Annotated in this window: 22 protein-coding genes; 9 read left to right on the top strand and 13 right to left on the bottom strand. The window is 68.6% G+C overall.

Annotated elements, in window-relative coordinates; translation table 11 throughout:
• Positions 1–17: 17 nt before the first annotated feature.
• Both FKR81_RS03605 and FKR81_RS03600 read right to left on the bottom strand, forming a co-directional pair.
• Positions 18–1,712, bottom strand: a complete 1,695-nt coding sequence (locus FKR81_RS03605; RefSeq protein ID WP_235921257.1) for a choice-of-anchor B family protein — start codon at positions 1,710–1,712, stop codon at positions 18–20.
• 76 nt (positions 1,713–1,788) lie between these two features.
• The gene (locus FKR81_RS03600; RefSeq protein WP_222598166.1) at positions 1,789–2,472 is read right to left on the bottom strand and encodes a spermine/spermidine synthase domain-containing protein; all 684 of its coding nucleotides are present in this window, start codon (positions 2,470–2,472) and stop codon (positions 1,789–1,791) included.
• 150 nt (positions 2,473–2,622) lie between these two features.
• On the opposite strand from FKR81_RS03600, the gene FKR81_RS03595 reads away from it, so the two are divergent.
• Positions 2,623–3,546: a LysR substrate-binding domain-containing protein gene (locus tag FKR81_RS03595; RefSeq protein WP_146349448.1), complete on the top strand. Its 924-nt coding sequence runs from the start codon at positions 2,623–2,625 to the stop codon at positions 3,544–3,546.
• On the opposite strand, the gene FKR81_RS03590 is transcribed toward FKR81_RS03595, so the two are convergent.
• The 10 genes from FKR81_RS03590 to FKR81_RS03545 form a co-directional block, all read right to left on the bottom strand.
• Entirely contained in the window at positions 3,444–4,529 is a 1,086-nt protein-coding gene (locus FKR81_RS03590; RefSeq protein ID WP_146349447.1) for an amidohydrolase family protein, read from the bottom strand. The genes FKR81_RS03595 and FKR81_RS03590 overlap by 103 nt on opposite strands.
• A gap of 2 nt (positions 4,530–4,531) precedes the next feature.
• A complete protein-coding gene (locus FKR81_RS03585) occupies positions 4,532–5,053 on the bottom strand; it encodes a 3-hydroxyanthranilate 3,4-dioxygenase (protein ID WP_146349446.1) in 522 nt (173 codons plus the stop codon).
• On the bottom strand, positions 5,050–5,466 hold the full coding sequence (locus tag FKR81_RS03580) for a RidA family protein (RefSeq protein ID WP_146349445.1): 417 nt from the start codon (positions 5,464–5,466) through the stop codon (positions 5,050–5,052). The genes FKR81_RS03585 and FKR81_RS03580 overlap by 4 nt, the downstream gene beginning before the upstream one ends.
• On the bottom strand, positions 5,463–6,227 hold the full coding sequence (locus FKR81_RS03575) for a 2-keto-4-pentenoate hydratase (RefSeq protein ID WP_146349444.1): 765 nt from the start codon (positions 6,225–6,227) through the stop codon (positions 5,463–5,465). Before FKR81_RS03575 ends, FKR81_RS03580 begins: the two co-directional genes overlap by 4 nt.
• On the bottom strand, positions 6,224–7,237 hold the full coding sequence (gene dmpG / locus FKR81_RS03570; RefSeq protein WP_146349443.1) for a 4-hydroxy-2-oxovalerate aldolase: 1,014 nt from the start codon (positions 7,235–7,237) through the stop codon (positions 6,224–6,226). Before dmpG ends, FKR81_RS03575 begins: the two co-directional genes overlap by 4 nt.
• Positions 7,234–8,175 (bottom strand): acetaldehyde dehydrogenase (acetylating), encoded by a 942-nt coding sequence (locus FKR81_RS03565; protein WP_146349579.1) that lies wholly within the window; start codon positions 8,173–8,175, stop codon positions 7,234–7,236. Before FKR81_RS03565 ends, dmpG begins: the two co-directional genes overlap by 4 nt.
• On the bottom strand, positions 8,175–8,951 hold the full coding sequence (locus tag FKR81_RS03560) for a 2-keto-4-pentenoate hydratase (RefSeq protein ID WP_222598165.1): 777 nt from the start codon (positions 8,949–8,951) through the stop codon (positions 8,175–8,177). Before FKR81_RS03560 ends, FKR81_RS03565 begins: the two co-directional genes overlap by 1 nt.
• Positions 8,948–10,399 (bottom strand): 2-hydroxymuconic semialdehyde dehydrogenase, encoded by a 1,452-nt coding sequence (locus tag FKR81_RS03555; protein ID WP_146349441.1) that lies wholly within the window; start codon positions 10,397–10,399, stop codon positions 8,948–8,950. Before FKR81_RS03555 ends, FKR81_RS03560 begins: the two co-directional genes overlap by 4 nt.
• An 88-nt stretch (positions 10,400–10,487) precedes the next feature.
• Complete coding sequence (locus FKR81_RS03550; protein ID WP_146349440.1) at positions 10,488–11,051, bottom strand: cysteine dioxygenase family protein; 564 nt, start codon at positions 11,049–11,051, stop codon at positions 10,488–10,490.
• Positions 11,052–11,066: 15 nt separating this feature from the next.
• Positions 11,067–11,675, bottom strand: coding sequence for a dihydrofolate reductase family protein (locus FKR81_RS03545; protein ID WP_146349439.1), 609 nt, complete (start codon positions 11,673–11,675; stop codon positions 11,067–11,069).
• A gap of 75 nt (positions 11,676–11,750) precedes the next feature.
• Here FKR81_RS03545 and FKR81_RS03540 point away from each other — a divergent pair, with 75 nt between their 5' ends.
• The 3 genes from FKR81_RS03540 to FKR81_RS03530 all read left to right on the top strand — a co-directional run bounded on the left by FKR81_RS03540 (position 11,751) and on the right by FKR81_RS03530 (position 14,338).
• Positions 11,751–12,617 (top strand): LysR family transcriptional regulator, encoded by an 867-nt coding sequence (locus FKR81_RS03540; RefSeq protein WP_146349438.1) that lies wholly within the window; start codon positions 11,751–11,753, stop codon positions 12,615–12,617.
• Positions 12,618–12,737: 120 nt separating this feature from the next.
• A complete protein-coding gene (locus tag FKR81_RS03535; protein WP_146349437.1) occupies positions 12,738–13,817 on the top strand; it encodes an NAD(P)H-dependent amine dehydrogenase family protein in 1,080 nt (359 codons plus the stop codon).
• Positions 13,814–14,338: a carboxymuconolactone decarboxylase family protein gene (locus tag FKR81_RS03530; RefSeq protein ID WP_146349436.1), complete on the top strand. Its 525-nt coding sequence runs from the start codon at positions 13,814–13,816 to the stop codon at positions 14,336–14,338. Before FKR81_RS03535 ends, FKR81_RS03530 begins: the two co-directional genes overlap by 4 nt.
• On the opposite strand, the gene FKR81_RS03525 is transcribed toward FKR81_RS03530, so the two are convergent.
• Positions 14,319–15,758, bottom strand: a complete 1,440-nt coding sequence (locus FKR81_RS03525; RefSeq protein ID WP_235921256.1) for a GMC oxidoreductase — start codon at positions 15,756–15,758, stop codon at positions 14,319–14,321. The genes FKR81_RS03530 and FKR81_RS03525 overlap by 20 nt on opposite strands.
• 454 nt (positions 15,759–16,212) lie before the next feature.
• Here FKR81_RS03525 and FKR81_RS03520 point away from each other — a divergent pair, with 454 nt between their 5' ends.
• From FKR81_RS03520 to FKR81_RS03500, 5 genes are all read left to right on the top strand, one after another.
• Complete coding sequence (locus tag FKR81_RS03520; RefSeq protein WP_146349434.1) at positions 16,213–18,273, top strand: PQQ-dependent sugar dehydrogenase; 2,061 nt, start codon at positions 16,213–16,215, stop codon at positions 18,271–18,273.
• Positions 18,274–18,281: 8 nt separating this feature from the next.
• A complete protein-coding gene (locus tag FKR81_RS03515) occupies positions 18,282–19,223 on the top strand; it encodes a LamG-like jellyroll fold domain-containing protein (RefSeq protein ID WP_146349433.1) in 942 nt (313 codons plus the stop codon).
• 79 nt (positions 19,224–19,302) lie between these two features.
• A complete protein-coding gene (locus FKR81_RS03510) occupies positions 19,303–20,412 on the top strand; it encodes an efflux RND transporter periplasmic adaptor subunit (protein WP_146349432.1) in 1,110 nt (369 codons plus the stop codon).
• Positions 20,409–21,089, top strand: coding sequence for an ABC transporter ATP-binding protein (locus FKR81_RS03505; protein ID WP_146349431.1), 681 nt, complete (start codon positions 20,409–20,411; stop codon positions 21,087–21,089). The genes FKR81_RS03510 and FKR81_RS03505 overlap by 4 nt, the downstream gene beginning before the upstream one ends.
• Positions 21,086–22,282: an ABC transporter permease gene (locus FKR81_RS03500; protein ID WP_146349430.1), complete on the top strand. Its 1,197-nt coding sequence runs from the start codon at positions 21,086–21,088 to the stop codon at positions 22,280–22,282. The genes FKR81_RS03505 and FKR81_RS03500 overlap by 4 nt, the downstream gene beginning before the upstream one ends.
• The last annotated feature ends 3 nt before the right edge of the window (positions 22,283–22,285 follow it).

Genomic DNA, 22,285 nt, shown 5'->3' with positions numbered 1-22,285 from the left:
CACCCACCCGCGCCGGTTCAGAACCGCAGGCTCCAGGCGTCGATGTAGCCGGAGTCGGCCCGGTAGGTGTCCTGCACCTTGAGCTGCCACGTGCCGTTGGCGGCCTCCGCCGACGCGTTCACCGTGTAGGTGGTGATCACGTTGTCGGCCGAGTCCGAGCTGGTGTCCTTGAGCCGGAACGTCGACCCGTCCGGTGCGACCAGGTCGATGACGAGGTCGCCGCGGTACGAGTGCTTGATGTCGACGTTCACGCTCAGCGTCGCCGAGGCGTTGCCGGACAGGCCGGTGACGGTCACCGGGGAGGTGACCGCCTCGCCCGCGTCCGGGATGGCGACGTCGGTGGTGTTCTCGAACTTCCCGCCGCTGGGCGGCGGTTCGACCGCGCCGAGGTTCGGCTTCACCACGACCAGGCCCTGCTCGATGCCGTTGACGAGCACGATGCCGCTCGCGAAGTACGGGTAGTTGCTCCACGCCCCGTTGAACCTCGCGGTGTCGGACGCCGGGTAGATGTCGAAGTACCCGGCCTCGGAGAGCTGCGCGGACGCGACCTGGCTGACGTCGAGAATGCGCAGGCCCGCCTGGTAGTTGGCCTGGTAGGAGTACTGGCCCTTGATGTACTGGTTGTGGTCGATCGCCGTCGCGGGCGAGTGGTAGGTGCCCGTGTGCGCTGGGTTGGCCAGGCTGGCCAGGTCCCAGATGTAGGTCTTGGTGCGCTTGTCGGTCCCGCTGGACTCGTCCTGCTCGTCGTCCAGCAGGAAGTAGCGCTGGTCCTCGGTCAGCCAGCCCTGGTGCGAGTACTGCGAGCCGGAGTAGCCCTGGCGCGCGAGTTGGACCGGGTTCGCCTTGTCCGTCACGTCGACGATCGTCAGCGTGTCCTCGTTGGAGTTGAAGCAGATTTCCCGGCCGCGGTAGGTCGCGTCCGGGCCTCGGTAGACGACGCACTGGTTGTCGTGCGTGTAGCCGTCCTGCGACACGCAGCCCGCCTTCTTCGGCGACTTCGGCGTCCGGATGTCGACGACGTGCGGGCCGCCGCTGCAGGTGTTGGAGCCGATCGCGTAGGCGAAACCGGTCTCCTCGTTGATGGCGATGTTGTGCGAGGGACCGAACTCCTTGTACAGCGCGTCGGCCGTGAACGTCTGCGGCGTCGTGACCGTGCGCAGACGGGTCAGGTCGAACACCTGCATCCCGTGGCCGCTGATGAAGTCCGCCACGATGAACGCGTGGTCCTTGTACACCTTCATGTCGCGCCACGAGCTGCTGCCACCGTTGGACGGCAGGTTGCCGAGGAACTTCGGTGACGTCGGTGTGCTCACATCCACGAACGCCGTGCCGTTGGTGCGGCCGACGATGGCGTACTCCTTGCCGGAGGACGGGTCGGTCCAGCCCCAGATGTCGTTGCCGTTGCCGCCGCCGATCGCGGACAGGGGCAGGACGCTGAGCAGGTCCACGTTCTTGCAGGGGTAGATGTCCGCTTTGCCGTTGACGCACGGCACACCGGCCGCGTTGCCCGTCACGGCGTGCCGTTCGGCCGGGAGGTGGTCGGCGAGGAAGCTTCTCGCCGCCGCCTGTCCTTCCGGGGTGTCGGGGTCGTGCGCGGACGCGCCCGACATCGAGAGGGCGACCGCCGATGCCGTCAGCACGGCCAGCACCCCCATGCGCAGGGTCTTCATGAAGTTGTGCTCCTCACCGGAAAGCAGGGGGTTTCCGATCAACTACCGACGGTAGGAGCACGGACGACGCACTGTGAAGCCCCGTTCGTCTGGTTCGAGCACGCCCAACATGCCGCTGTTATCGAGCGGATGCCGTCTTCGCGAGGTAGATGGTGTTGGCCGCTTCGCGCTTGCCCGACAGATTGTCAAAACCGACGACCTCGACCTCGACCTCCGCGAAGTGCTTCTCGAGCGCCTTCGTGAAGTCCTCGTCGGGACGATCGTCGGACCAGAGCGCGAACACGCCGCCGGGATGAAGCTGCTCGCTGAGGCGTTGCAGACCCGAGGACTCGTAGAACCCGGCGTGGCTCGGATGCAGCAGGTGGCGCGGCGAGTGGTCGATGTCGACGATGATCGCGTGGAACAACCGTTCGGGGGCCGCGGGGTCCAGCCCTGTCGCCGCTCGGGCCATCGCGAAGAAGTCGCCGTGGACCAGGGTGCACCGCGGATCAGAGGTCAGCGTCACGCCGGCGGGTATCAACCCCCGCTCGTGCCAGTCGATCACCTCGCTGAGGGCGTCGACGACGACCAGAGAACGCACGTTCGGGTTCTCCAGCACGGTTTGGGCGGTGTAGCCGAGACCCAGACCGCCCACGACCACGTCCAGTGCGGTACCGGCCAGCTTCGTGAGGGGAAGGCGCCCGATCTCCACTTCGGCGACGGTGAACAGGCTGGACATCAGGAACTCGTCGTTGAGCTTGATCTCGTAGACCTCCTTGCGGAAGGTGAGATCCCACCGACGGCGCAGAATGAGTTCACCCATCGGTGTCTGCCGCCAGTCGAGCTCCTCGAAGCGAGCACTCACCTGACGTGCCTCTCGCGTGGATTCATCCGCACAGCGTAGTAGTCCGACAGCACCACCTCCGCGCCGCCACTCGGACCAAGAAGACCGGGACGGAACTAGAGTCGCGTCATGAAGTTGCCCCGGTTGCTGGACGGACGGCTCAAGCTGCGGCACCTCGTGCTGCTCGAGGCGTTGCTGCGACAGGGCACCGTCGTCGGCGCGGCGGCCCAGCTGCACGTCACCCAGCCGGTGGCCACGAAGGGCTTGCACGAGCTGGAGGACATCCTCGGCGTCAAGCTGTTCGACCGCGGCCCGCGAGGCATCACCCCGACGGTGTACGGCTCCGCGTTCGCCGAGTACGCCACGGCCGTGCTCACCCAGTTGACCGAGGCGGGCAGGCACATCGCCGAGCTGGCCGACGCCGAGCGCGGCACGGTCGTGGTCGGCACGCACCTGGCCGGGTCGAACGTGCTGCTGCCGCGGGCGATCACGGCCATCAAGCGGGATCGGCCCCACCTCACCGTGATCGTGCGCGAGGCGGCGCCGGAGCCGCTGCTCGTCGAGCTGGTCGCCGGGCGGGTCGACATGATCGTCGGCCGGTTGACCGCGCCGTCGGACGGCCAGGTCACGCGGCACAAGCTGTACGACGAGTCCGTCGACCTGGTCGTGCGGGCATCACACCCGCTGGCCGGGCGGACGGACGTCGATCTCGCTGAGCTCGGCCGATATCCCTGGATCCTGCCCGGTGCCGAGACCGTGCTGCGCCGGGAGCTGGAGGAGTTCTTCGCCCGCAACGGGATCGCGCTGCCCACCAACCGGGTGGAGACCACGTCGTTCCTGACGGTCCGCCACCTGTTGCTGGAGAACGACGTCATCGCCGCTCTCCCGAGCCTGATCGCCCGCGACGAACCGCGGCTCGTCGCCTTGGCCGTGCCGCTCGAGCAGATCGGTCACAGCGTGGGCGTGACGTTGCCCGCGCGCACGCCGAGCCCGTCCGCTGAAGCGCTCATCGACTGCCTCACCGCGGTGGCCGCGGAGATGACGGACCGCTGACGCAGTCCCAGGAAGCGTTCGGCGTTGCCGCGGCTGATCAGGTCGCGTTGCCCGGCGGACAGGAAGTCGCTCTTGCGGACCACCGCGCCCGCGGGGCGTTCGCCCAACGGGTAGGGGTAGTCGCTGCCCACCATCACGTTGCCCGCGCCGACCGTGTCGACCAGCAGGCGCAGTGCCCGCTCGTCGAAGACGACCGAGTCGACCGAGAACCGTCCGATGTAGTGCGACGGCGGGTACAGCGACGTGCCGATCACGTCGTGACGCTGGTGCCAGGCGTTCTCGAATCGGCCGAGCCAGAACGCGAACGACCCGCCTCCGTGGGCGAAGCAGATCTTGAGCCGGTCGTCGATCCGGTCGAAGACGCCACCCAGGATGAGCGCCAGGATGGACAGGTGGGTTTCGGCTGGCATGCCGGTGAGCCACTGCGCCATCCACCGGTTCGACCGGGGCGTGCTGGCCATGTCCCACGGATGCACGAACACCGGCACGTCCAGCGAAGCGCAGTGCTGCAGGAACGTGACCACGCCCGCGCTGTCCAGGTCGAGATCGCCGATGTGGTTGCCGATCTCCACGCCGCGGTGTCCATTCGCGACACAGCGGTCCAGCTCCCGGCACGCGGCATCGGTGTCCTGCAACGGCACCTGGCAGAACGGGATGAGCCGGTCGGGCGCCGGATCGACGATCCGCAGCGCGAGGTCGTTGAAGATGCTGGAGATCTTGGCGGCCTCCCCGCCCGACCGGCCGTAGTGGAAGAACGCGGGCGTCGGGGACACGACCTGGACGTCCACGCCGTCGGCGTCCATGTCGGCCAGCCGCACGTCGGCGTCCCAGCAGCTGGCCTGGACGCCGCGGAACTCGCGGGAGCCCATCATGATCATGGCGTCGGACTCGGAGTCCACGCGCAGCCACGGCGCGTCGGGCCCCGCCTCGTTGCTCAGGTCGGGCCAGCCGTTGGGCACGTAGTGGGTGTGTACGTCGATCATCCTCAGCCCTTGCCGGGGTGCGTCGCGCCGCAGCGGGAGCACTTCCTCGCCGTTTCGTCGGCGTAGAACTGCTCGAAGACCGGCGGCAGGTCCGCGACGATGTCACGCACCTGCAGCTCGATCTCGTGGACCAGTGCGTCGCATTCCGGGCAGTACCACTGGAACCGTTCGAGGGTGCCTTCCGCGCGGACTCGCTCGATCACCAGTCCGATCGACTCGGGGTCGGGCCGTTGCGGCGAGTGCGGCGTCTCGCCCGGCAGCAGCCAGGTCTCGCCCTGGCGGATGTGCACGGTCCGCGGCCCGTCCGCGGTCATGACGATGACGTGCATGTCGCCTTTGATCTGGAGGAACCACTCCTCGTACGGGTCGAAGTGGAAGTCCGTCCGCTTGTTGGGTCCGCCGACGACCTGAACGATGAAGTCGGTGCCGAGAGCCATGGTCCGGTTGTTCACGGGTGGCTTGAGCAGGTGCCGGTGCTCATCGATCCAGCCTGCGAAGTCGATGACGGGGGGAAGCTCGCTCATGGTTCACCTCGATGTGCGATGGCCTGGATCTCGATCAGCAGATGGGGATGAGGAAGCTGGTGCACCGCAACGGTGGTGCGGGCGGGCCCGTTCTCGTCGAAGAACTCGCCGTAGACCTCGTTGTAGCCACCGAAGTCGTTCATCGACACCAGGAACGTCGTGATCTGGGTGATGTCGCCGAGGCCTGCGCCGATCTCGGCGAGCACGTGGCCGATGTTCTCGATCACCGCCCGCGTCTGCGCCCTGATGTCCAGGTCCGTCGTGCCGAGCTCGTCGACCTCGACGCCGGCGAACGTGTTGTCCGGACGGCGCGAGCTGGTGCCGGACACGAAGATCAGGTCGCCGGCGACCTTCACGTGCGGGAAGCGCCCGCGTGGCCGGGCCGGCCCCGGAATCGTCCGCGCCCCGCTCATCGGTCCCGCCCCGTGAACGACACCGAGCCGAGGCCGTCGATCCGGCAGACGACCGCGCCGGCCACCAGCGGGATGGCCGCCGTCGCGGCGCCCGCGAGCACGGTGTACCCCGCGCGCAGCGGGATTCCCCTGCGCCTGGCCACCTCCGCGAGAGCAGTCAACGCTCGAGCCGGATCACCCAGAATCGCACTGGTGGAACCGGACTCGCGCGCTGCACCGGCACTCAGTCGCACGGCGCGGTCGCGCACGTCGCCGATGGGCTGCCACGGACCCAGCGCGTAACCGGCGGCGGAGGTGTTGTCCGCCACGACGTCGGCGTGCGTGAACCGGAAGTCGCGGTAGCGCGAGTCGATGATCTCGACGGCCGGTGCGACGGCGTCCACGCAGGACTCGATCGGGGTCGTGCCGTCCACGTCCCGGGCGAGCCGGTAGGCGATCTCGGGTTCCACCCTGGGATGGATGAACCGGCTCAGGTCGGCGACTCCGTCCACCGGGATCAGCATGGCACTGGTCAGGTGACCGACGATCACCTCGGACACGCCCATCTGAGCCATCTTCGCCTTGCTGGTGAACCCGAGTTTCACACCGGTGATCCTCTCGCCACGCGCTTCGCGCAGCCCGATCACCGCCGACTGGATTCGATACGCGTCGCGGATGTCGAAGTGGACCGAGCCGGTGATGCTCGGAATGTCGTCTCGCGCGAGCTCCGCCCCGTCCAGTCGCAGCGCCAGTTCCCTGATCTTCGCGTCGGTGAGGGTCATCGCGCGCCGTCCTGCGCGGCGAGATCGAGTGCGATGTCCACCAGCATGTCCTCCTGGCCGCCGACCAACCGGCGGTTGCCCGCCTCGGTGAGGATGCGGCGGACGTCCACCCCGTGCCGTTCGGCGGCTCGTTCGGCGTGCAGCAGGAAACTGCTGTACACACCGGCGTACCCGAGCGTCAGCGTCTCCCTGTCGACCTGCACCGGCCGTGTCCTCAGTGGACGGATGATGTCATCCGCCGCGTCCTGCAGCGCGTGCAGGTCGCATCCGGTCTCCCAGCCCAGCAGGTCGGCCACCGCGACGAACGCCTCGGCGGGGCAGTTGCCCGCACCCGCTCCCTGACCGGCCAGTGCGACGTCGGCCCGGTGGGCGCCGTGCTCGACCGCGGTCACGCTGTTGGCCACCGACAGCGACAGGTTCTCGTGTGCGTGGATGCCGAGCTCCGTCGCCGGATCCAGTACCTCGCGGTACGCCTCCACGCGTTCGGCGACGTCCCGCATGGTCAGCCGGCCACCCGAGTCCGTGACGTACACGCAGTGGGCCCCGTAGGACTCCATCAGCCCGGCTTGCTCCGCGAGGTCGATCGGCGAGATCAGGTGGCTCATCATGAGGAACCCGGCGACGTCCATGCCGTTCTCACGAGCCCACTCGATGTGCTGAGCGCTGACGTCCGCCTCGGTGCAGTGCGTCGCGACCCGGACGCTGCGCACACCGAGGTCCTGGGCCCGCCGGAGATCTTCGATCGTGCCGATGCCGGGCAGCACCAACGTGGTGAGCACGGCGTTCTCGATCGTCTCGGCGGCCGCGATGATCCACTCCTCGTCGGTGTGCGCGCCGAAGCCGTAGTTCACACTGGAACCGCCGAGGCCGTCGCCGTGCGCGACCTCGATCGCGGCGACGCCGGCGGCGTCCAGAGCGGACACGATCTGCCGCACCTGGTCGAGGCGGTAGCTGTGTCCCATGGCGTGCATGCCGTCGCGCAAGGTCACGTCCTGGACGTACACCTTCATGCCGCCACCCACTCCCGCAGCTCGGCGATCCGTTCCGCGGTGCGCAGGGCCGCCGAGGTCATGATGTCGAGGTTCCCGGCGTAGCTGGGCAGGTGATGACCGGCACCGCGCACCTCGAGGAACACCGAGACCTTCACCCCGGTGACCCGCCTGCCGAGCGCGGGCACGAACACGGCCGACACCGGATCGAACTGCACGTCCTGCTTGAGCTGGTAGCCGTGCACGTACCCGCTCACGGTCCGCACCATCCGCCGGACCGACTCGGCGATCGCGGCCAGGCTGGCACCGGGATCCTCGACGAACGCGAACACGGTGTCGCGCATGACGATCGGCGGTTCGGCCGGGTTGAGGATGATGATCGCCTTGCCCTTCCCCGCGCCGCCGACGGTCGCGATCGCCGATCCGGTGGTCCGGGTGAACTCGTCGATGTTGGCGCGCGTTCCGGGGCCCGCCGAGCGGGACGCGATCGAGGCGACGATCTCCGCGTAGACGACCGGCGCGACACTCGAGACAGCCGCGACGATCGGGATCGTGGCCTGGCCGCCGCAGGTCACCATGTTCACGTTCGACGCCTCGACGTGCTCGTCGAGGTTGACCGACGGGACGACGAAGGGGCCGATCGCCGCCGGCGTCAGGTCGATCATCACCTTCCCGTGCTCGGCCGCGACCGCGGCGTGCCGCTCGTGGGCCTTGGCCGAGGTGGCGTCGAAGATCACCCTGACGTCCTCGAACTCCGGCATGGCGACCAGACCGTCGATGCCGTCGTGCGTGGTCGCCACCCGCAACTCCGCCGCCCGGCGCAAACCGTCGGACCGCGGGTCGACGCCGGCCATGGCGCGCATTCCCAGCGTGCCGGACAACCGCATCACCTTGACCATCAGATCGGTGCCGATGTTGCCCGATCCCAGGATCGCGACGCCGACTCCTCCGCGTCCCATCATGCGATCACCGCCTCGACCTCCGCCATTCCTTCCAGCTGGAGCCGGAACGAGCACGAACCCGTGACGGGCACCATGGGCCCCAGCGCCCCGGACATGACGACGTCCCCGGCGCGCAAGAACTGTCCGCGGCGCACCAGTTCCCTGGCGAGCCAGGCGACGGCCGCGACAGGGGAACCGAGACAGGCACTCCCGGCACCGGACGACACCTGCGCGCCGTTCCTGCTCAACCTCATCTTGATCGACACCAAGTCCCTGTCCCGCAACGAGTGCGGTGTCGTGCCCAGCACGACGGCACCGCTGGACGCGTTGTCCGCGACCGTGTCGGTGATGGCGAGGTCCCAGCCCTCGATGCGGGAGTCCACGATCTCGATGGCGGGCAGGACGAAGTCCGTCGCCCGCAACACATCCGCGACGGACGCGCCGGGGTGGTCGATGTCCCTGCCGAGCACGAACGCCAGTTCGCCCTCCGCGCGCGGCTGCAGCAGCGAGTCCAGCGGCACCGGCTGGGCGTGTGCGTAGATCATGTCGTCGAACAGCACGCCGAAGTCCGGCCGGTACACCCCGAACTGCCGCTGCACCGCCGCGGCGGTCAGGCCGATCTTGGCGCCGACCACCCGCGCGCCCGCGGCGATCCTGGCTTCGTTCAACACCGACTGCACGGCATAGGCCGCGTTGATGTCGTTCGCACCGAGCAGGTCGCGGACCGGCGCACAGGGCAGGCGCTGTGCCCGCGCGGCGGTGAGCCGAGCGGCCGCTGAGGCTGTCGCCGTCACAGCTGCACGCACACGTTCGTGGGTTCGGTGTAGAAGTGCAACGACGAGGCGCCGCCCTCACGGCCTATCCCGGAGAGCCCCATGCCGCCGAACGGCGATCGCAGGTCGCGCAGGAACCACGTGTTCACCCACGACATGCCCACGTTCATCGCCTGTGCCACCCGATGCCCGCGGCGGAGGTCGTTGGTCCAGACCGACGCGGCGAGCCCGTAGTCCGTGTCGTTGGCCAGCGCGATCGCCTCGTTCTCGTCGTCGAACGGAATCAAGGCGGCAACAGGTCCGAAGACCTCCTCGCGCACCACGCGGTCCTCATTGGTCAGTCCGGTCCACAGCGTGGGCTCGATCCACGACCCGTCCTCGAGATCCGAGCCCATGTCCGGCACACCGCCGCCGGTGATCACCTTGGCGCCCTCGTGTTCGGCGAGCGCGAAGTAGCCGAGCACCTTCTGCCGGTGCAGCTGCGAGATCAGCGGTCCCGTCGTGGTGGCCTCGTCGGACGGGTCGCCCAACCGGAGCTCGCGGGCGCGGTCGGCAAGCCCGGCCGCGACGTCGTCGAAGATCCGGCGGTGCACGTAAACCCGTTCCGTGCACAGGCACACCTGGCCGGTGTTGGTGAACACCGCCCGGCTCAGGCCGGTCACAGCCTCGTCGAGATCCACGTCGTCGAACACGATCGCGGCGTTCTTGCCGCCGAGCTCGAACGACACCGGCCGCACTCGCGGCGCCACGGCTCGCATCACCCTGGCACCGGTCGCGGTCGAGCCGGTGAACGTGACCCCGTCGATGCCGGGATGCCCCGTCAGCAGCTCACCGGTGACTCCCCCGCCGTGCACCACGTTGCACACACCTGCCGGCAGCCCGGCTTCGGCGAGCGCCTCGGCGAACAGCGCGGCCGTCGAAGGCGTGAGCTCACTGGGTTTGACGACCACCGCGTTGCCGCACACCAGTGCGGCCGCGACCTTCCAGGTCAGCAACAGCAGCGGAAGGTTCCACGGGACGATCACCGCGACCACGCCGAGCGGTTTGCGCACGGCGTAGTTCAACGCCCGCCGACCACCGGGCAGCTCGGTCAGAAACGACTCCTGCCCGGCCGTCGAACCGACGTCCGCGAAGGCCCGCACGTTGGCCACCGCCCTGGACACGTCCAGTTCACGCGCGAGTGCGACGGGCTTTCCGGTGTCGGCGACCTCGGCCGCCACGAACTCCTCGAACCGGGCCTCGATCCGGTCGGCGACCCGGCGGAGCAGCTCGGCCCGTTCCCGGACCGGCGTCCGGGCCCACGGGCCGGCAGCCTCCCACGCCGCGGTCACCGCCTGATCCACGGTGGCCTCGTCCGCTTCCTCGACCTCCGCGAAGGTGACACCCGTCGCCGGGTCCACGTTGTCGAAGCGGCGGCCGTGGTCGAGCTCGACGAACTTCCCGCCGACGAAGTTGCGGATCGTTCTCATAGATCCACTGTTGTCGGCCCAGCCATTCCCGACAAATGCACATCTGGGCCCGCGCCATTGTCATATGGGTATATCGGGCGGCGCGGTGTCAGACCGCTGGGGTGTTCCAGCCCGAGACGAACCTCCGGACCGCTCCGGTCGCCGGGTCGTACAGCCGTCGTTCGATGGTGCCGATGTCGGCCCCGTAGACGTGGATCCCGACAGTGGGTATGTCGCCGACGGCTGCGACCGCGTGGACGTCGTCGTCGGTCGTGCAACACACGGTGACCTGTCCGCGCTCCCACACGTGCTCGCCTGCTGGTGTGAGTGGTCCGCCGGACTCGGCGGGTTTGATGTAGCGGATCTCGCGTTCGGCCCCCGAGTAGATGCCGACGACGCCCCAGGTCTCGTGTCCGTGCACGGGCGTGCGCTGACCCGCGTTCCAGACGACGGAGGCCAACGACCACCCGCTGCCGGGAGCGATGTGGAGCGGGTAGTTGACGTGGTGCTCCTCCGACGGCCGCGTGAACTCGGGCGGGAGCCGGTAGCCGCTGGCCAGCAGAGCGGACAAGAGCTCCGCGACCCGCTCGGTGATCTCGTGCTCGTCGTCGGTGGTGCCGACCACGAGCTCCACGTCGTCGATGAAGGTCTGCAGGGCGCCGCTGGGTTCCATGGTCCGCCTTCCGGGTCAGGACAGCACGCGGTAGATCAGGTGCGTGACCGAGGTCGCGGCCCGCGCCGTCACCTGCTCGAGGTTCAGCGGCGGGACGCCGTCGAACAGCCGCGTGCCCGCGCCGAGCACGAGCGGCGCGACGTGCAGCCGGATCTCGTCGATCAGGCCGGCGGCGAGGTACTGGTTCACGGTGGTCGCACCGCCGTGGATGGAGATGTCGCCGTCCCCGGCCGCTTCGCGTGCGCGTTCGAACGCGGCTTCGATTCCGCCGGTGACGAAGTGGAACGTGGTGCCGCCGCCCATCGGCTGCGGGTCGCGCGGGTGGTGGGTCAGCACGAAGACCGGGCCGTGGTACGGCGGATCGTCGCCCCACCAGCCGTTCCACGGCCGGTCCCACTCACCGCGCACCGGGCCGAACATGTTGCGCCCCATGATGAACGCCTTCGCCGTCATCATCCGGGCGAACTCGTCCGGGTGTTCGTCGGGGCCTTCGCCGTACCAGGCGTGCAGCTTGTCGCCCCAGCCGTCGCCGCCGTCGTCGCCGAACGGGCGCTGCTCGGTCTGGTTGAGCCCCGCCGCGTATCCGTCGGCCGAGATCGTGAGGTCACAGGTCACCTTGCCCATGCGGCTCAGCCTGGAGCAGGCGTGGCATGACGTCCAATGCCAGTTCGGCGCAGAACACATTGATATCGTCTATCAATGCTCAGCCTGGTCCACCTCAAGGTCCTGGCCGCGGTGGCCCGGCACGGGTCGGTGACCGAGGCGGCGAGAGAGCTGCACTACTCGCAGCCGTCCGTGAGCCACCACCTGTCCCGCCTGGAGGCGGCCACCGGCGTCAAGCTCCTTCAGCGGGTCGGCCGCGGGGTCCGGCTGACGCCGGAAGGACGGCTGCTGGCCAACCGGGCCGCCGAGATCATGGGACGGGTCGACGCGGCGACCAACGAGCTCGCGGCGCAGGTCGGCCTGCAGGCCGGGCGGGTCCGGCTGGCCGCCAACGCATCCGCGCTGAGCACGATCGTGCCCAGCGCGGCTGCCGAGCTGGCGCGGGCACACCCCGGAGTCGAGCTGAGCCTGTTCGAGCAGCATCCGGTCGAAGCGTTGCAGATGCTGCGGCACGGTGAGGTCGACGTCGCACTCGTCTTCCGCCACGCCGACGCCCCGGTCGAGGACGAGGGATTCCGCCTCCTGCACGTCGACGACGACCCGATCTACCTCATCAGTCAGCACCCTGACGACAGTCTTGCCAACCACCGCCACTCCGCCTGGATCGGCGGGTGCGAACGGTGCCAGAACGAGCTGAAGGCCGTGTGCCGGCACGCGGGTTTCACCCCCCGCATCGCCTCGTTCAGCGACGACATGGTCGTCGTGCAGTCACTGGTGGCCGCCGGCATCGGCGTGACCACCCTGCCCGGACTCGCGCTCCGAGCCCATCGCCGGCCCGATGTCCACGCCACCGAGCTCACCGGCTTCCACCGCCGGATCTACGCCGCCACCTACGGCGACCCACCCGACCCGCCCGCCGTCGCCGCCGTGCTCGCCGCACTCACCGAACACGCTCCTTTGTAGACGCGGCTCGAGCGGCAAAGGTTTTCACCGGACGACCGCGACTGCTCCCCGCGAGTGGACATCGGACCGGGATTTCCGCGGGCCTATGCACTGAAACGTGTTCTAGTTACCCTACAACGCATGATCGCCACAGTGGTGTGGGGCACGGGAAACGTCGGACGTGCCGCCATTCGTGCCGTCGAGGCCCATCCGGCGCTGAAACTGGCGGCCGTGGTCGTCCACAACCCCGACAAGGTCGGCCGTGACGCGGGCGATCTCGCCGGGCTGGACCAGGAACTCGGGATCACGGCGACGAACGACGTCGACGCGGTGCTGGCCGCGAGTCCGCGTGCCGTGGTGTACGCGGCGTCGGGCGACATCCGGCCGGACGACGCACTCGCCGACATCGCCAAGACCATCCGGGCGGGCGCGGTGGTCGTCACGCCCTCCCTGTACGCGCTCTACGACCACCGCAGCGCCCCGCCCGAGCTCAGGGAACCTGTTCTAGCGGCCATCGCGGAGGGCGGCGGCTCGCTGTTCGTCTCCGGCGTCGACCCCGGCTGGGGCAACGACGTGCTGCCGCTGCTGATCAGCGGACTGGGCAGCGAGGTGGACGCGATCCGCTGCCAGGAGATCTTCGACTACTCCACCTACGACCAGCCCGACGCGGTGCGGTGGCTGATCGGCATGGGACAGCCGCTGGACTACCAGGCGCCGATGCTCATGGCGACGGTGCCGACCATGGTGTGGGGCGGGCAGATCCGGCTGATGGCCAGGGCGCTGGGCGTCGAGGTCGACGAGATCCGCGAGACCGTGGACCGGCGCGCGCTCGACGCCGCGGTGACGACCAGGACCATGGGCGACTTCGAGGCGGGCACCCAGGGTGCGATCCGGTTCGAGGTGCAGGGCATCGTCGGCGGCGAGCCGCTCATCGTCATCGAGCACGTCACGCGCATCCACGCGTCGTGCGCGACCGACTGGCCGATGCCGCCCTCCGGCGACGGCGCGCACAAGGTGATCATCGAGGGACGCCCGCGCATCGAGGTCTCGGTCGAGGCCACCGACGAGGGCGAGAACCGTTCCGCTGGCGGCAATGCGACCGCCGTCGGTCGTCTCGTCAACGCCATCGACTGGCTGGCGCAGGCGGATCCCGGACTCTACGACGCGCTCGACGTCCCGTTGCGCCCCGCGGCCGGCAAGCTCGGAAGGAGCACGCGATGAACATCGACATCCCGCAGGGCAAGGACCCGATCGGGTACGTGTGGGGCGAGATGGTGCCCGGCATCGGTGTCGCCGCATCGAAGTTCTCGCTGGCGGTGTACGCCCACACCACACTCGGGCTCCGCGAGTTCGAGGCCGCGCGGCTGCGGATCGCGCAGATCAACGGGTGCGTCTTCTGCCTGGACTGGCGGACCGAAAGGGACGGTCAGAAGGTCGAGGACGAGTTCGCCGACGCGGTGACCCAGTGGCGCACCACCGACGCCTTCGACGACCGCACCAGGTTGGCCGCGGAGTACGCCGAGCGGTACGCACTGGATCACCACGGTCTCGACGACGAGTTCTGGTCTCGGATGACCGCGCACTACAGCCAGCTGGAGATCGTGGAGCTGAGCATGAGCATCGGCGCGTGGCTCGCGTTCGGCAGGCTGAACCACGTGCTGGGCCTCGACACCGCCTGCGTGCTGCCCCGGCTCCGAGCCGGGGCTCCACATCGGACTGTCGTCACAGGTCGGTGGCGATGATCTTCTCGATGTTCCGCTCGGCGAGCGCCGTGATGGTGACGAACGGGTTCACGCTGGTGTTGCCGGGAATCAGCGCTCCGTCGATGACGTACAGACCGGCGTAGCCGTGCAGGCGACCGTAGTTGTCGGTGGCCTTGTTCAGCACCGCGCCGCCGAGGGGGTGGTAGGTCAGGTGGTCACCCCAGATCTTGTAGACGCCGAAGAGGTCGGTCCGGTAGATCGTCCCCTCCTTCGCGTTGATCTTGTCGAAGATCGTCTTGGCGGCGGTGATGGACGTTTGCTTCCAGGCGGTCTGCCAGCTCAGGTCGACCTTGCCCGCGGCGGCGTTCCAGGAGAACTCGGCGCGGTTCGGGTTCTTGGTGATCGACAGGTAGAACGACGCGTAGGTCTCGATCCCGGTCGGCAGCGGCGCCACCTCGGCGAACGCGCCTCCGCTCGCCCAGTTGTCGATACCGGCGGTGGGTATGGACGACTGGAGCGGGCCGGTGGGGTCCCACAGGTGGTTGGCGCGGCCGCACATGACGTTCCCGTTGTCTCCCCAGCCCTTGCCGACCTCGTTGTTCAGGTTCGGCAGCACGCCCGTGGACCTCAGCTTGACCAGCAGCTTGCTGGTGCCGACGCTGCCCGCCGCGAAGAACACCTTGGCCGCGGTCACGGTCTTGGTGGTCAGCGTGTCGCCGGTGGTGTTGATCTGGTCGATGGTCACCGCGTAGCCGCCACCGGCCGCCGGCGCGACCGAGGTGACCTTGTGCAGCGGCGAGATGGTGACCCGGCCGGTCGCCTTGATCTTCGGGAGGTAGGTCTTCTGCAGCGACTTCTTGCCGTAGTTGTTGCCGTAGAGGATCTCGCCGGCCAGCGCCGACTTGGGGACGGTCCCGGCCGCCTCCTGTTTCATGTAGTTCCAGTCGTACACCGTGGGCACGAAGACGAACGGGAAGCCGGACCGCTGGGCGTGCTTGCGACCGACCCTGGCGTACTGGTAGCACGCCGTGGTGTCGAACCAGGCCGGGTCGATGAGGCCGACCCCGAGCTCGGCGTTGGCGCGCGGGTAGTAGACGTTGTACATCTCGTCGGCGTTCACCGAGGACAGGACGTCACTGAAGTGCTCGCGCCTGGGCGTGACCGCCATGCCGCCGTTGACGAGCGACCCGCCACCGACGCCGCGGCCCTGGTAGACGGTGATGCCGCTGAACTCCTCGGCGTCCAGGATCCCGGTGCAGCGCGGGATCGCCTTGTCGATCGGGAACCCCAGGAAGTTGCTCAACGGCTGCTTCGTCCTGGTCCGGAGCCAGAAGGACCGCTGGTCAGGGGTCGTCGTGTTGGCGAAGATCTTGCCGTCCGGGCCGGGGGTGTCCCACGACATGCCCATCTCGACCATGTGGACGTCGACACCCGCCTGCGCGAGGCGCAGCGCTGCCACGCAACCGCCGTATCCGGTACCGATGACCAGAGCAACGACTCCCGCCCCGTCGGCGATCTGAGTGGACGCGGAAACGGCCTCCGCTGGTGCCGCAGAGGCATGGCCGGCGAGGGCCGTGCCGACCAGAATAGAACCTGTTCCTGCAATGAAGGTGCGCCGGGAGGGACCCTTGAAACCGTTGTCACACGTCCTTGTGTGGGTCATGTGATGATCCTCACTCTTGCCGTATGAGAACAAGTTATACCTGGGCTTGCTGAGCAAGTCACTAGTTGGTAGTACCGGTTCATTCCGGGATCCGAGCGGGTGGCGAACAGGCCCCACCCCCGACGTGAAACAAGGCTGATTGCCGGAGGTCTTGTCGCTCTCCGGCGCGCGCGCGTAGTGTGATGTCCCTGCCGCCTGGTAAGCGCTTTCCCGTGCCGTGGAAACACGGCCGAAGCCACGAGGTGGTGGGATGTCCAGACGGTCTTTCCCGGTGCTGGTCGCCACTCTAGTGCTGACGGCCTCCTCGCTGATCCCGGCCGCGGCTCAGCCCGGCCCGGTCTCCGACCCGATCCCCGCGCCCGCACCGTCGGGCCTGGGCGTGACGCTCAAGGAGATCGCGACGCTGCCGAAGTCGGCACCGAGCCCCGCTCCGTCGGACTCACGTCTGAAGCAGTACAACCGGGTCAACTACCTCGGTGAGATCCCGGACGGCTCCGGGCGGTTCTACGTGCCCGACATGAACGGCAAGATGTACACGCTGAACCGCGACGGCAGCGGCCAGCGCACCTATCTCGACATCAAGGCCACCGTCGGCGCTGACAACCACAACCACAAGGGCCTCGGCAGCGGGTTCGGCTTCGTCACGTTCCACCCGCAGTTCGCCACGAACGGCAAGTTCTACACCGTGCACACCGAGGCGGGCAACGCGCTCAAGAACAAGAAGACCGACCTGCCGTCGCCGTCGAACATGGTGGTGCACGGCGTCGTCACCGAGTGGACGGCGACCAACCCGAACGCGGCGACGTTCGCCGGCTCGCGGCGGGAACTGCTGCGCATCGGCTTCGCCATGTACCTGCACGGGTTCCAGGAGATCGGGTTCAACCCGACGGCGCAGCCGGGCAGCGGCGACTACGGCCTGCTGTACCTGGCGGTCGGCGACGGCGGCATCGGGTACAACTCAGGCGTTCCGCAGGACACGAAGGTGCCGCAGGGCAAGATCCTGCGCATCGACCCGGCGGGCACCAACAGCGGGAACAAGAAGTACGGCATTCCCCCGTCGAACCCGTTCATCGGCAGGCCGAACACGCTGGGCGAGATCTACGCGATCGGCCTGCGCGACCCGTACCGGTTCAGCTGGGACCAGGGCGGCACGCACAAGATGTTCCTCGGCCACATCGGCGAGAAGGTCATCGAGTCGGTGTACGAGGTCAAGCCCGGCGCGAACTTCGGCTGGAGCAATCGGGAAGGGCACCTCACCTACAAGAAGGGTGACGCGAAGTGCCAGCTCTACCCGCTCCCCGCGGACGACGCCAAGAACGGCTACACCTATCCCGTCGCCGGCTTCGACCACGCCCGGCCGAACGGCGGCTGCGGTGACAGCGGCAACGCGCTGATCGGCGGGTTCGTCTACCGAGGTTCGGCGATCCCGGCGTTGCAGGGCAAGTACATCTACGGCGAGGGCGTCAAGGGACTGATCTACTACGCCGACGAGAAGGACATGCGCGCGGGCTCCGCGCTCGCGAAGACCTTCGAGCTCGCGGTGTACGACTCGGCGGGCAAGCGCACCACGTTGAAGACGCTCACCGGCAAGAGCCGGGTCGACCTGCGGTTCGGTCAGGACGCCGCGGGCGAGCTGTACGTGCTCGCCAAGGCCAACGGCCGGATCTGGAAGATCACCGGCACCGTCCAGACGTTCGAGGCGTGCGACACCGGCGGTGACACGGTCAGCGGCGTCACCGGCAAGGGCGACTGGAAGGCGATCACGCCGTCGCGGTGGCAGTTCCCCGGCAGCGAGGTCGTGCTCTCGAAGGCGGGCACGCAGCGGCCCGGCCCGCGCAGGCCCAACGAGTACGCCGTCGTCACCAAGGGACCGGTGTTCGGCTCCACGGTCATCGACGCGCAGGTGCGGCTGGACACGCCGGTCTCGCAGAAGGACCGCGACGTGATCATCGTCTTCGGTCACCAGTCGGACACGAAGTTCTACTACGTGCACCTGTCGACGGACAACAGGATCTATCCGCACAACGGGATCTTCCTGGTGAACAACGCCGACCGGCTGCGCATCGACGACCAGTGGGATCCGGAGAACTCGGTCGGCGCGCCGCCCGCGATCAAGGACGCCAAGTGGCACAGCGTGCGCGTGCAGCACTGCGCGGAGACCGGTGACATCGCGGTGTACGTGGACGGAGCCTCGACGCCGTTGATGACCGCGACGAACAAGGTGCTCACCACCGGCCGGGTCGGCTTCGGCTCGTTCGACAACATCGGCCGCGTCCGCGACCTGAAGATCACCGGGAAGGGACAGTCGTGAAGAGGAAAATGCTGCCGGCAGCGGGATTGGCGCTGATGCTGGGCACCGCGCTCGCGGCTCCGGCGCAGTCTCAGCCTCCGTCGGAGGTGTTCCCCGGCATCGCGTCCGCGGTGGTGCACCACTACGACTTCGAACACCCGGTCGCCGGCGACGCGGCGAAGGAGCAGGACCTCGGCCGCACGGGGTCCTCCACCCCGATCCAGCTGATCAACGGCGGCGCGGCCATGCGCACCGCGGACGGCGCGTTCCCTGGCAGCAAGACGTCGATGCAACTCAAGCAGGTCCGCCCGAACAACAAGAGCAACGACGACTGGAAGGCCGGGGTCTACGACTCCAAGGGCGTGTCTTCCATGAAGGCGTTCAACAAGGTGCGCGGCCTGTCGATCATGACGTGGATCAAGGTCACCGGCGAGGCACCCGCCAGGAACTCCAACAGCTCCGGCACGGGCGACTTCTACGGCGCGATCGGCTTCGCGGGCGTGCTGTCCGGCGACTCCGACGGCCACGCCGCGCGCGCACTGCTGGAGACCGAGAACGACAAGGGCGCGATGCGGCTGATCGCACTCGCCCGCCGCGTGGACGGCAGCGACAAGCAGTACTTCCTGTCCAACGCCGACTGGAAGACGCTGGTGCCGCCCAACAAGTGGGTGTTCATCGCGGGCACCTTCGACTTCGACACCGGCGCGATCGGCCTCTACGTCGACGGGAAGCCCGTCGACGGCTACTTCGCGGTCAAGGGCGACCCGTGGAAGATCGTCGGCCCGCCGGAGCCGGACTTCTCGTCCGCGACCAACCCGCGCGGCATCAAGATCGGCGGCAGCCACCCGCAGAACAACCGCGAGACCAACGCCTGCAACTGCCGGATGGACGGCCTGATGTTCCTCGACCGGGCCGCGACGGCGGACGAGGTGCGCGGCCAGTACGAGTGGGTGACCAAGCAGCCTCGATGACGGCGCACTGACCGATCTACAGGAAACTGCCAGGAAACTCGCAGCCCTCCTACAGCTTCACGGGCCACGATCTCAGCCCATGACACGTAGACGCACGCGCCGTGCGTGGATCATCAACGGACTGCTCGCTGTGGTGCTCCTCGGCGCGGGCGTCGCGGGCTACCTGGTGTTCTTCGGCTCGTCCGGGAGCGCCCAGCCCGCGACCACGCGCACCGCGGCGGCGGCCAACCGGGACGTCGCCGAGGTGGTGACCGCGGCTGGGACCGTGCAGAGCTCCTACACGGCCGCGGCGTCGTTCAGCGCCAGCGGCACGGTGACCAAGATCGACGTGAAGGTCGGCGACACCGTCACCAAGGGGCAGCCGCTCGCGAAGCTCGACAGCAGACAGGCCCAGCTGCAGGTCGACGTCGCGCAGGGCAACGTCGACGCGGCGCTCGCCAAGGGCACCGGCACGACCGCGCTGCTCACCGCCTACAACCAGGCGCAGCTCGCGCTCGCCCAGGCGCAGGACGCGCTGGCGGGCACCACGCTGACCGCGCCCGGCGACGGCACGATCACCTCCATCACCGGCTCCGTCGGGCAGAAGGTCGGCAGCGGGAACAGCAGCAGCTCGAGCACCACGACCACGACCGCCCCGAGCGGGTTCGTCGTGGTCACCGACCTGAAGAACCTCGTGGTGCACGCGAACGTCTCGGAGAGCGACGTCAGCAAGCTCAAGGGCGACCAGGCGGCGACCGTGACCGTCAACGCGATGCCCGCGCAGCCCATCCAGGCCAAGGTCACGCAGATCGACCTCACGCCGACGACCTCCAACAACGTCGTGCAGTACGGCGTGACGCTGGCGTTGACGAGTCCGCCCGACGGCCTCAAACCCGGCCAGTCGGCGAGCGTCGAGATCACGGTCAACCAGGCCGCCAACGCGCTGGCGGTGCCCGCGGCCGCCGTGCAGACGGTCGGCGGCGCGAGCTCCGTGCAGGTGCTGGAGAACGGTCAGGAGACGCGCAAGACCGTCGAGGTCGGGGTGCGCGGCGACCAGTACGTGCAGATCACCTCGGGTCTCAACGCCGGTGAGGAGGTCGTTCTCCCCCAGGTCACGACGAACCAGAACACCAACCGCCCCACCGGGACCGGCAACTTCCCCGGCGCCGGGCGCAACGGCGGTTTCGGCGGCACCGGGAACGGGCGATGACCCCGGTCATCGAGGTCGAGGGTCTCCGCAAGGTCTACGGCGCGGGCGACACGGCCGTGCACGCGTTGCGCGGCCTCGACCTGACCGTCCAGCGCGGCGAATACATCGCGATCATGGGTGCCTCCGGGTCGGGCAAGTCGACGCTGCTCAACATCCTGGGCTGCCTCGACGTGCCGTCCGCCGGCACGTACCGGCTCGACGGCATCGACACGAGCGACTTCGCCGAGCAGCAGCTCTCGTTGCTGCGCAACAGGAAGATCGGGTTCGTCTTCCAGTCCTTCAACCTCGTGCCGCGCACGACGGCACTCGCGAACGTCGAGCTCCCGCTGGTGTACGCGGGAGTTCGACGTGCGGAACGCAAGGCACGTGCGCTGGCCGCGCTGGAGCTCGTCGGGCTGACCGACCGGAGCACCCACCGGCCCAACGAGCTGAGCGGCGGCCAGCAGCAGCGCGTCGCGATCGCGCGGGCGCTCGTCACGTCACCGGCGATCGTGCTCGCCGACGAGCCGACCGGGAACCTCGACACCGACTCCAGCCGTGAGGTGCTGGGCATCTTCGACCGGCTCAACGCCAGCGGGCGCACAGTCGTGCTGATCACGCACGAGGACGACGTCGCGGCGCACGCCACGCGCACGGTCCGGGTCGTCGACGGCCGGGTCGCGGGGGTGCTCGTATGAGGCTCTTCGAGATCGCCGCGTTCGCGGTGCGCGGCCTGACCGCGAACAAGATGCGTTCCGGCCTCACCACGCTGGGCATCCTGATCGGCGTCGCGTCGGTGATCCTGCTGATCGCGGTCGGCAACGGCGCGTCCAGCGCGGTGCAGCAGAGCATCGCCGGGCTGGGCACGAACATCCTGACGATCAGTCAGCAGCGGGCGCAGCAGGGCAGTCCGGTCAAGCCGTTGACGACGGCCGACGCGGCCGCGCTCGTCGGTGCCGACTCCCCCGGCATCAGGCACGCCTCGCCGGTGGTGTCCGCTCAGGCGACCGCCAGCTTCCAGGGCACCAGCTACGCCATCGGGCAGTTCCTCGGCACCGACCCGCGCTACTTCGAGACCACGAACAGCGGTGTCGCGCAGGGGAACCTGTTCTCCGACAACGACGTCCAGCAGGCGCGCAAGGTCGTGGTGATCGGCGCGACCGTCGCCACCCAGCTCTTCCCCGGTCTCGACCCGGTCGGGAAGTCCGTGCTGGTCAACAACATCCCGTTCACCGTGGTCGGCGTGCTCACGTCCAAGGGCTCGAGTGGACTGCAGGACGCCGACGACATGGCCGTGGCGCCGCTGACCACGACGCAGAACGCGTTGACCGGGTACGGGAGCCTGAACCAGATCGTCGTCCAGGCGGTGTCGGCCGACGCGCTGCCACGGGCGCAGGCGGAAGCCACGACGATACTGAACGGCCGGCACCGCATCGGCGAGGGCGCCACCGCGGACTACCGGATCCTGAGCCAGGACCAGCTGCTCACCGCCCGGACGGCGACGACCGAGACGTTCACCGTGCTGCTCGCGTCGGTGGCCGCGATCTCGTTGCTGGTCGGCGGCATCGGCATCACGAACATCATGCTGGTCACGGTCACCGAGCGGATCCGGGAGATCGGCATCCGCAAAGCTGTCGGCGCCCCGAGGTCGTCGATACTCGGCCAGTTCCTCATCGAGGCCACGCTGCTGAGCCTCTTCGGCGGCGCGCTCGGCGTCGCGGCGGGTGTCATCGGCAGCCAGTTCACGATCGCGGGCATCCAGCCGGTGCTCGTGCCGTCGTCGGTGCTGCTCGCGTTCGCGGTGTCGGCGCTGATCGGCCTGTTCTTCGGCAGCTACCCGGCGTCCCGCGCGGCGAAGCTGCGCCCCATCGAAGCCTTGCGGCACGAATAGGAG

Origin of the sequence: Lentzea tibetensis, from assembly GCF_007845675.1 — a bacterium.
In the GTDB taxonomy this organism is placed as follows: Bacteria; Actinomycetota; Actinomycetes; order Mycobacteriales; family Pseudonocardiaceae; genus Lentzea; species Lentzea tibetensis.
This window is presented reverse-complemented; position numbering and strand designations above follow the sequence as displayed.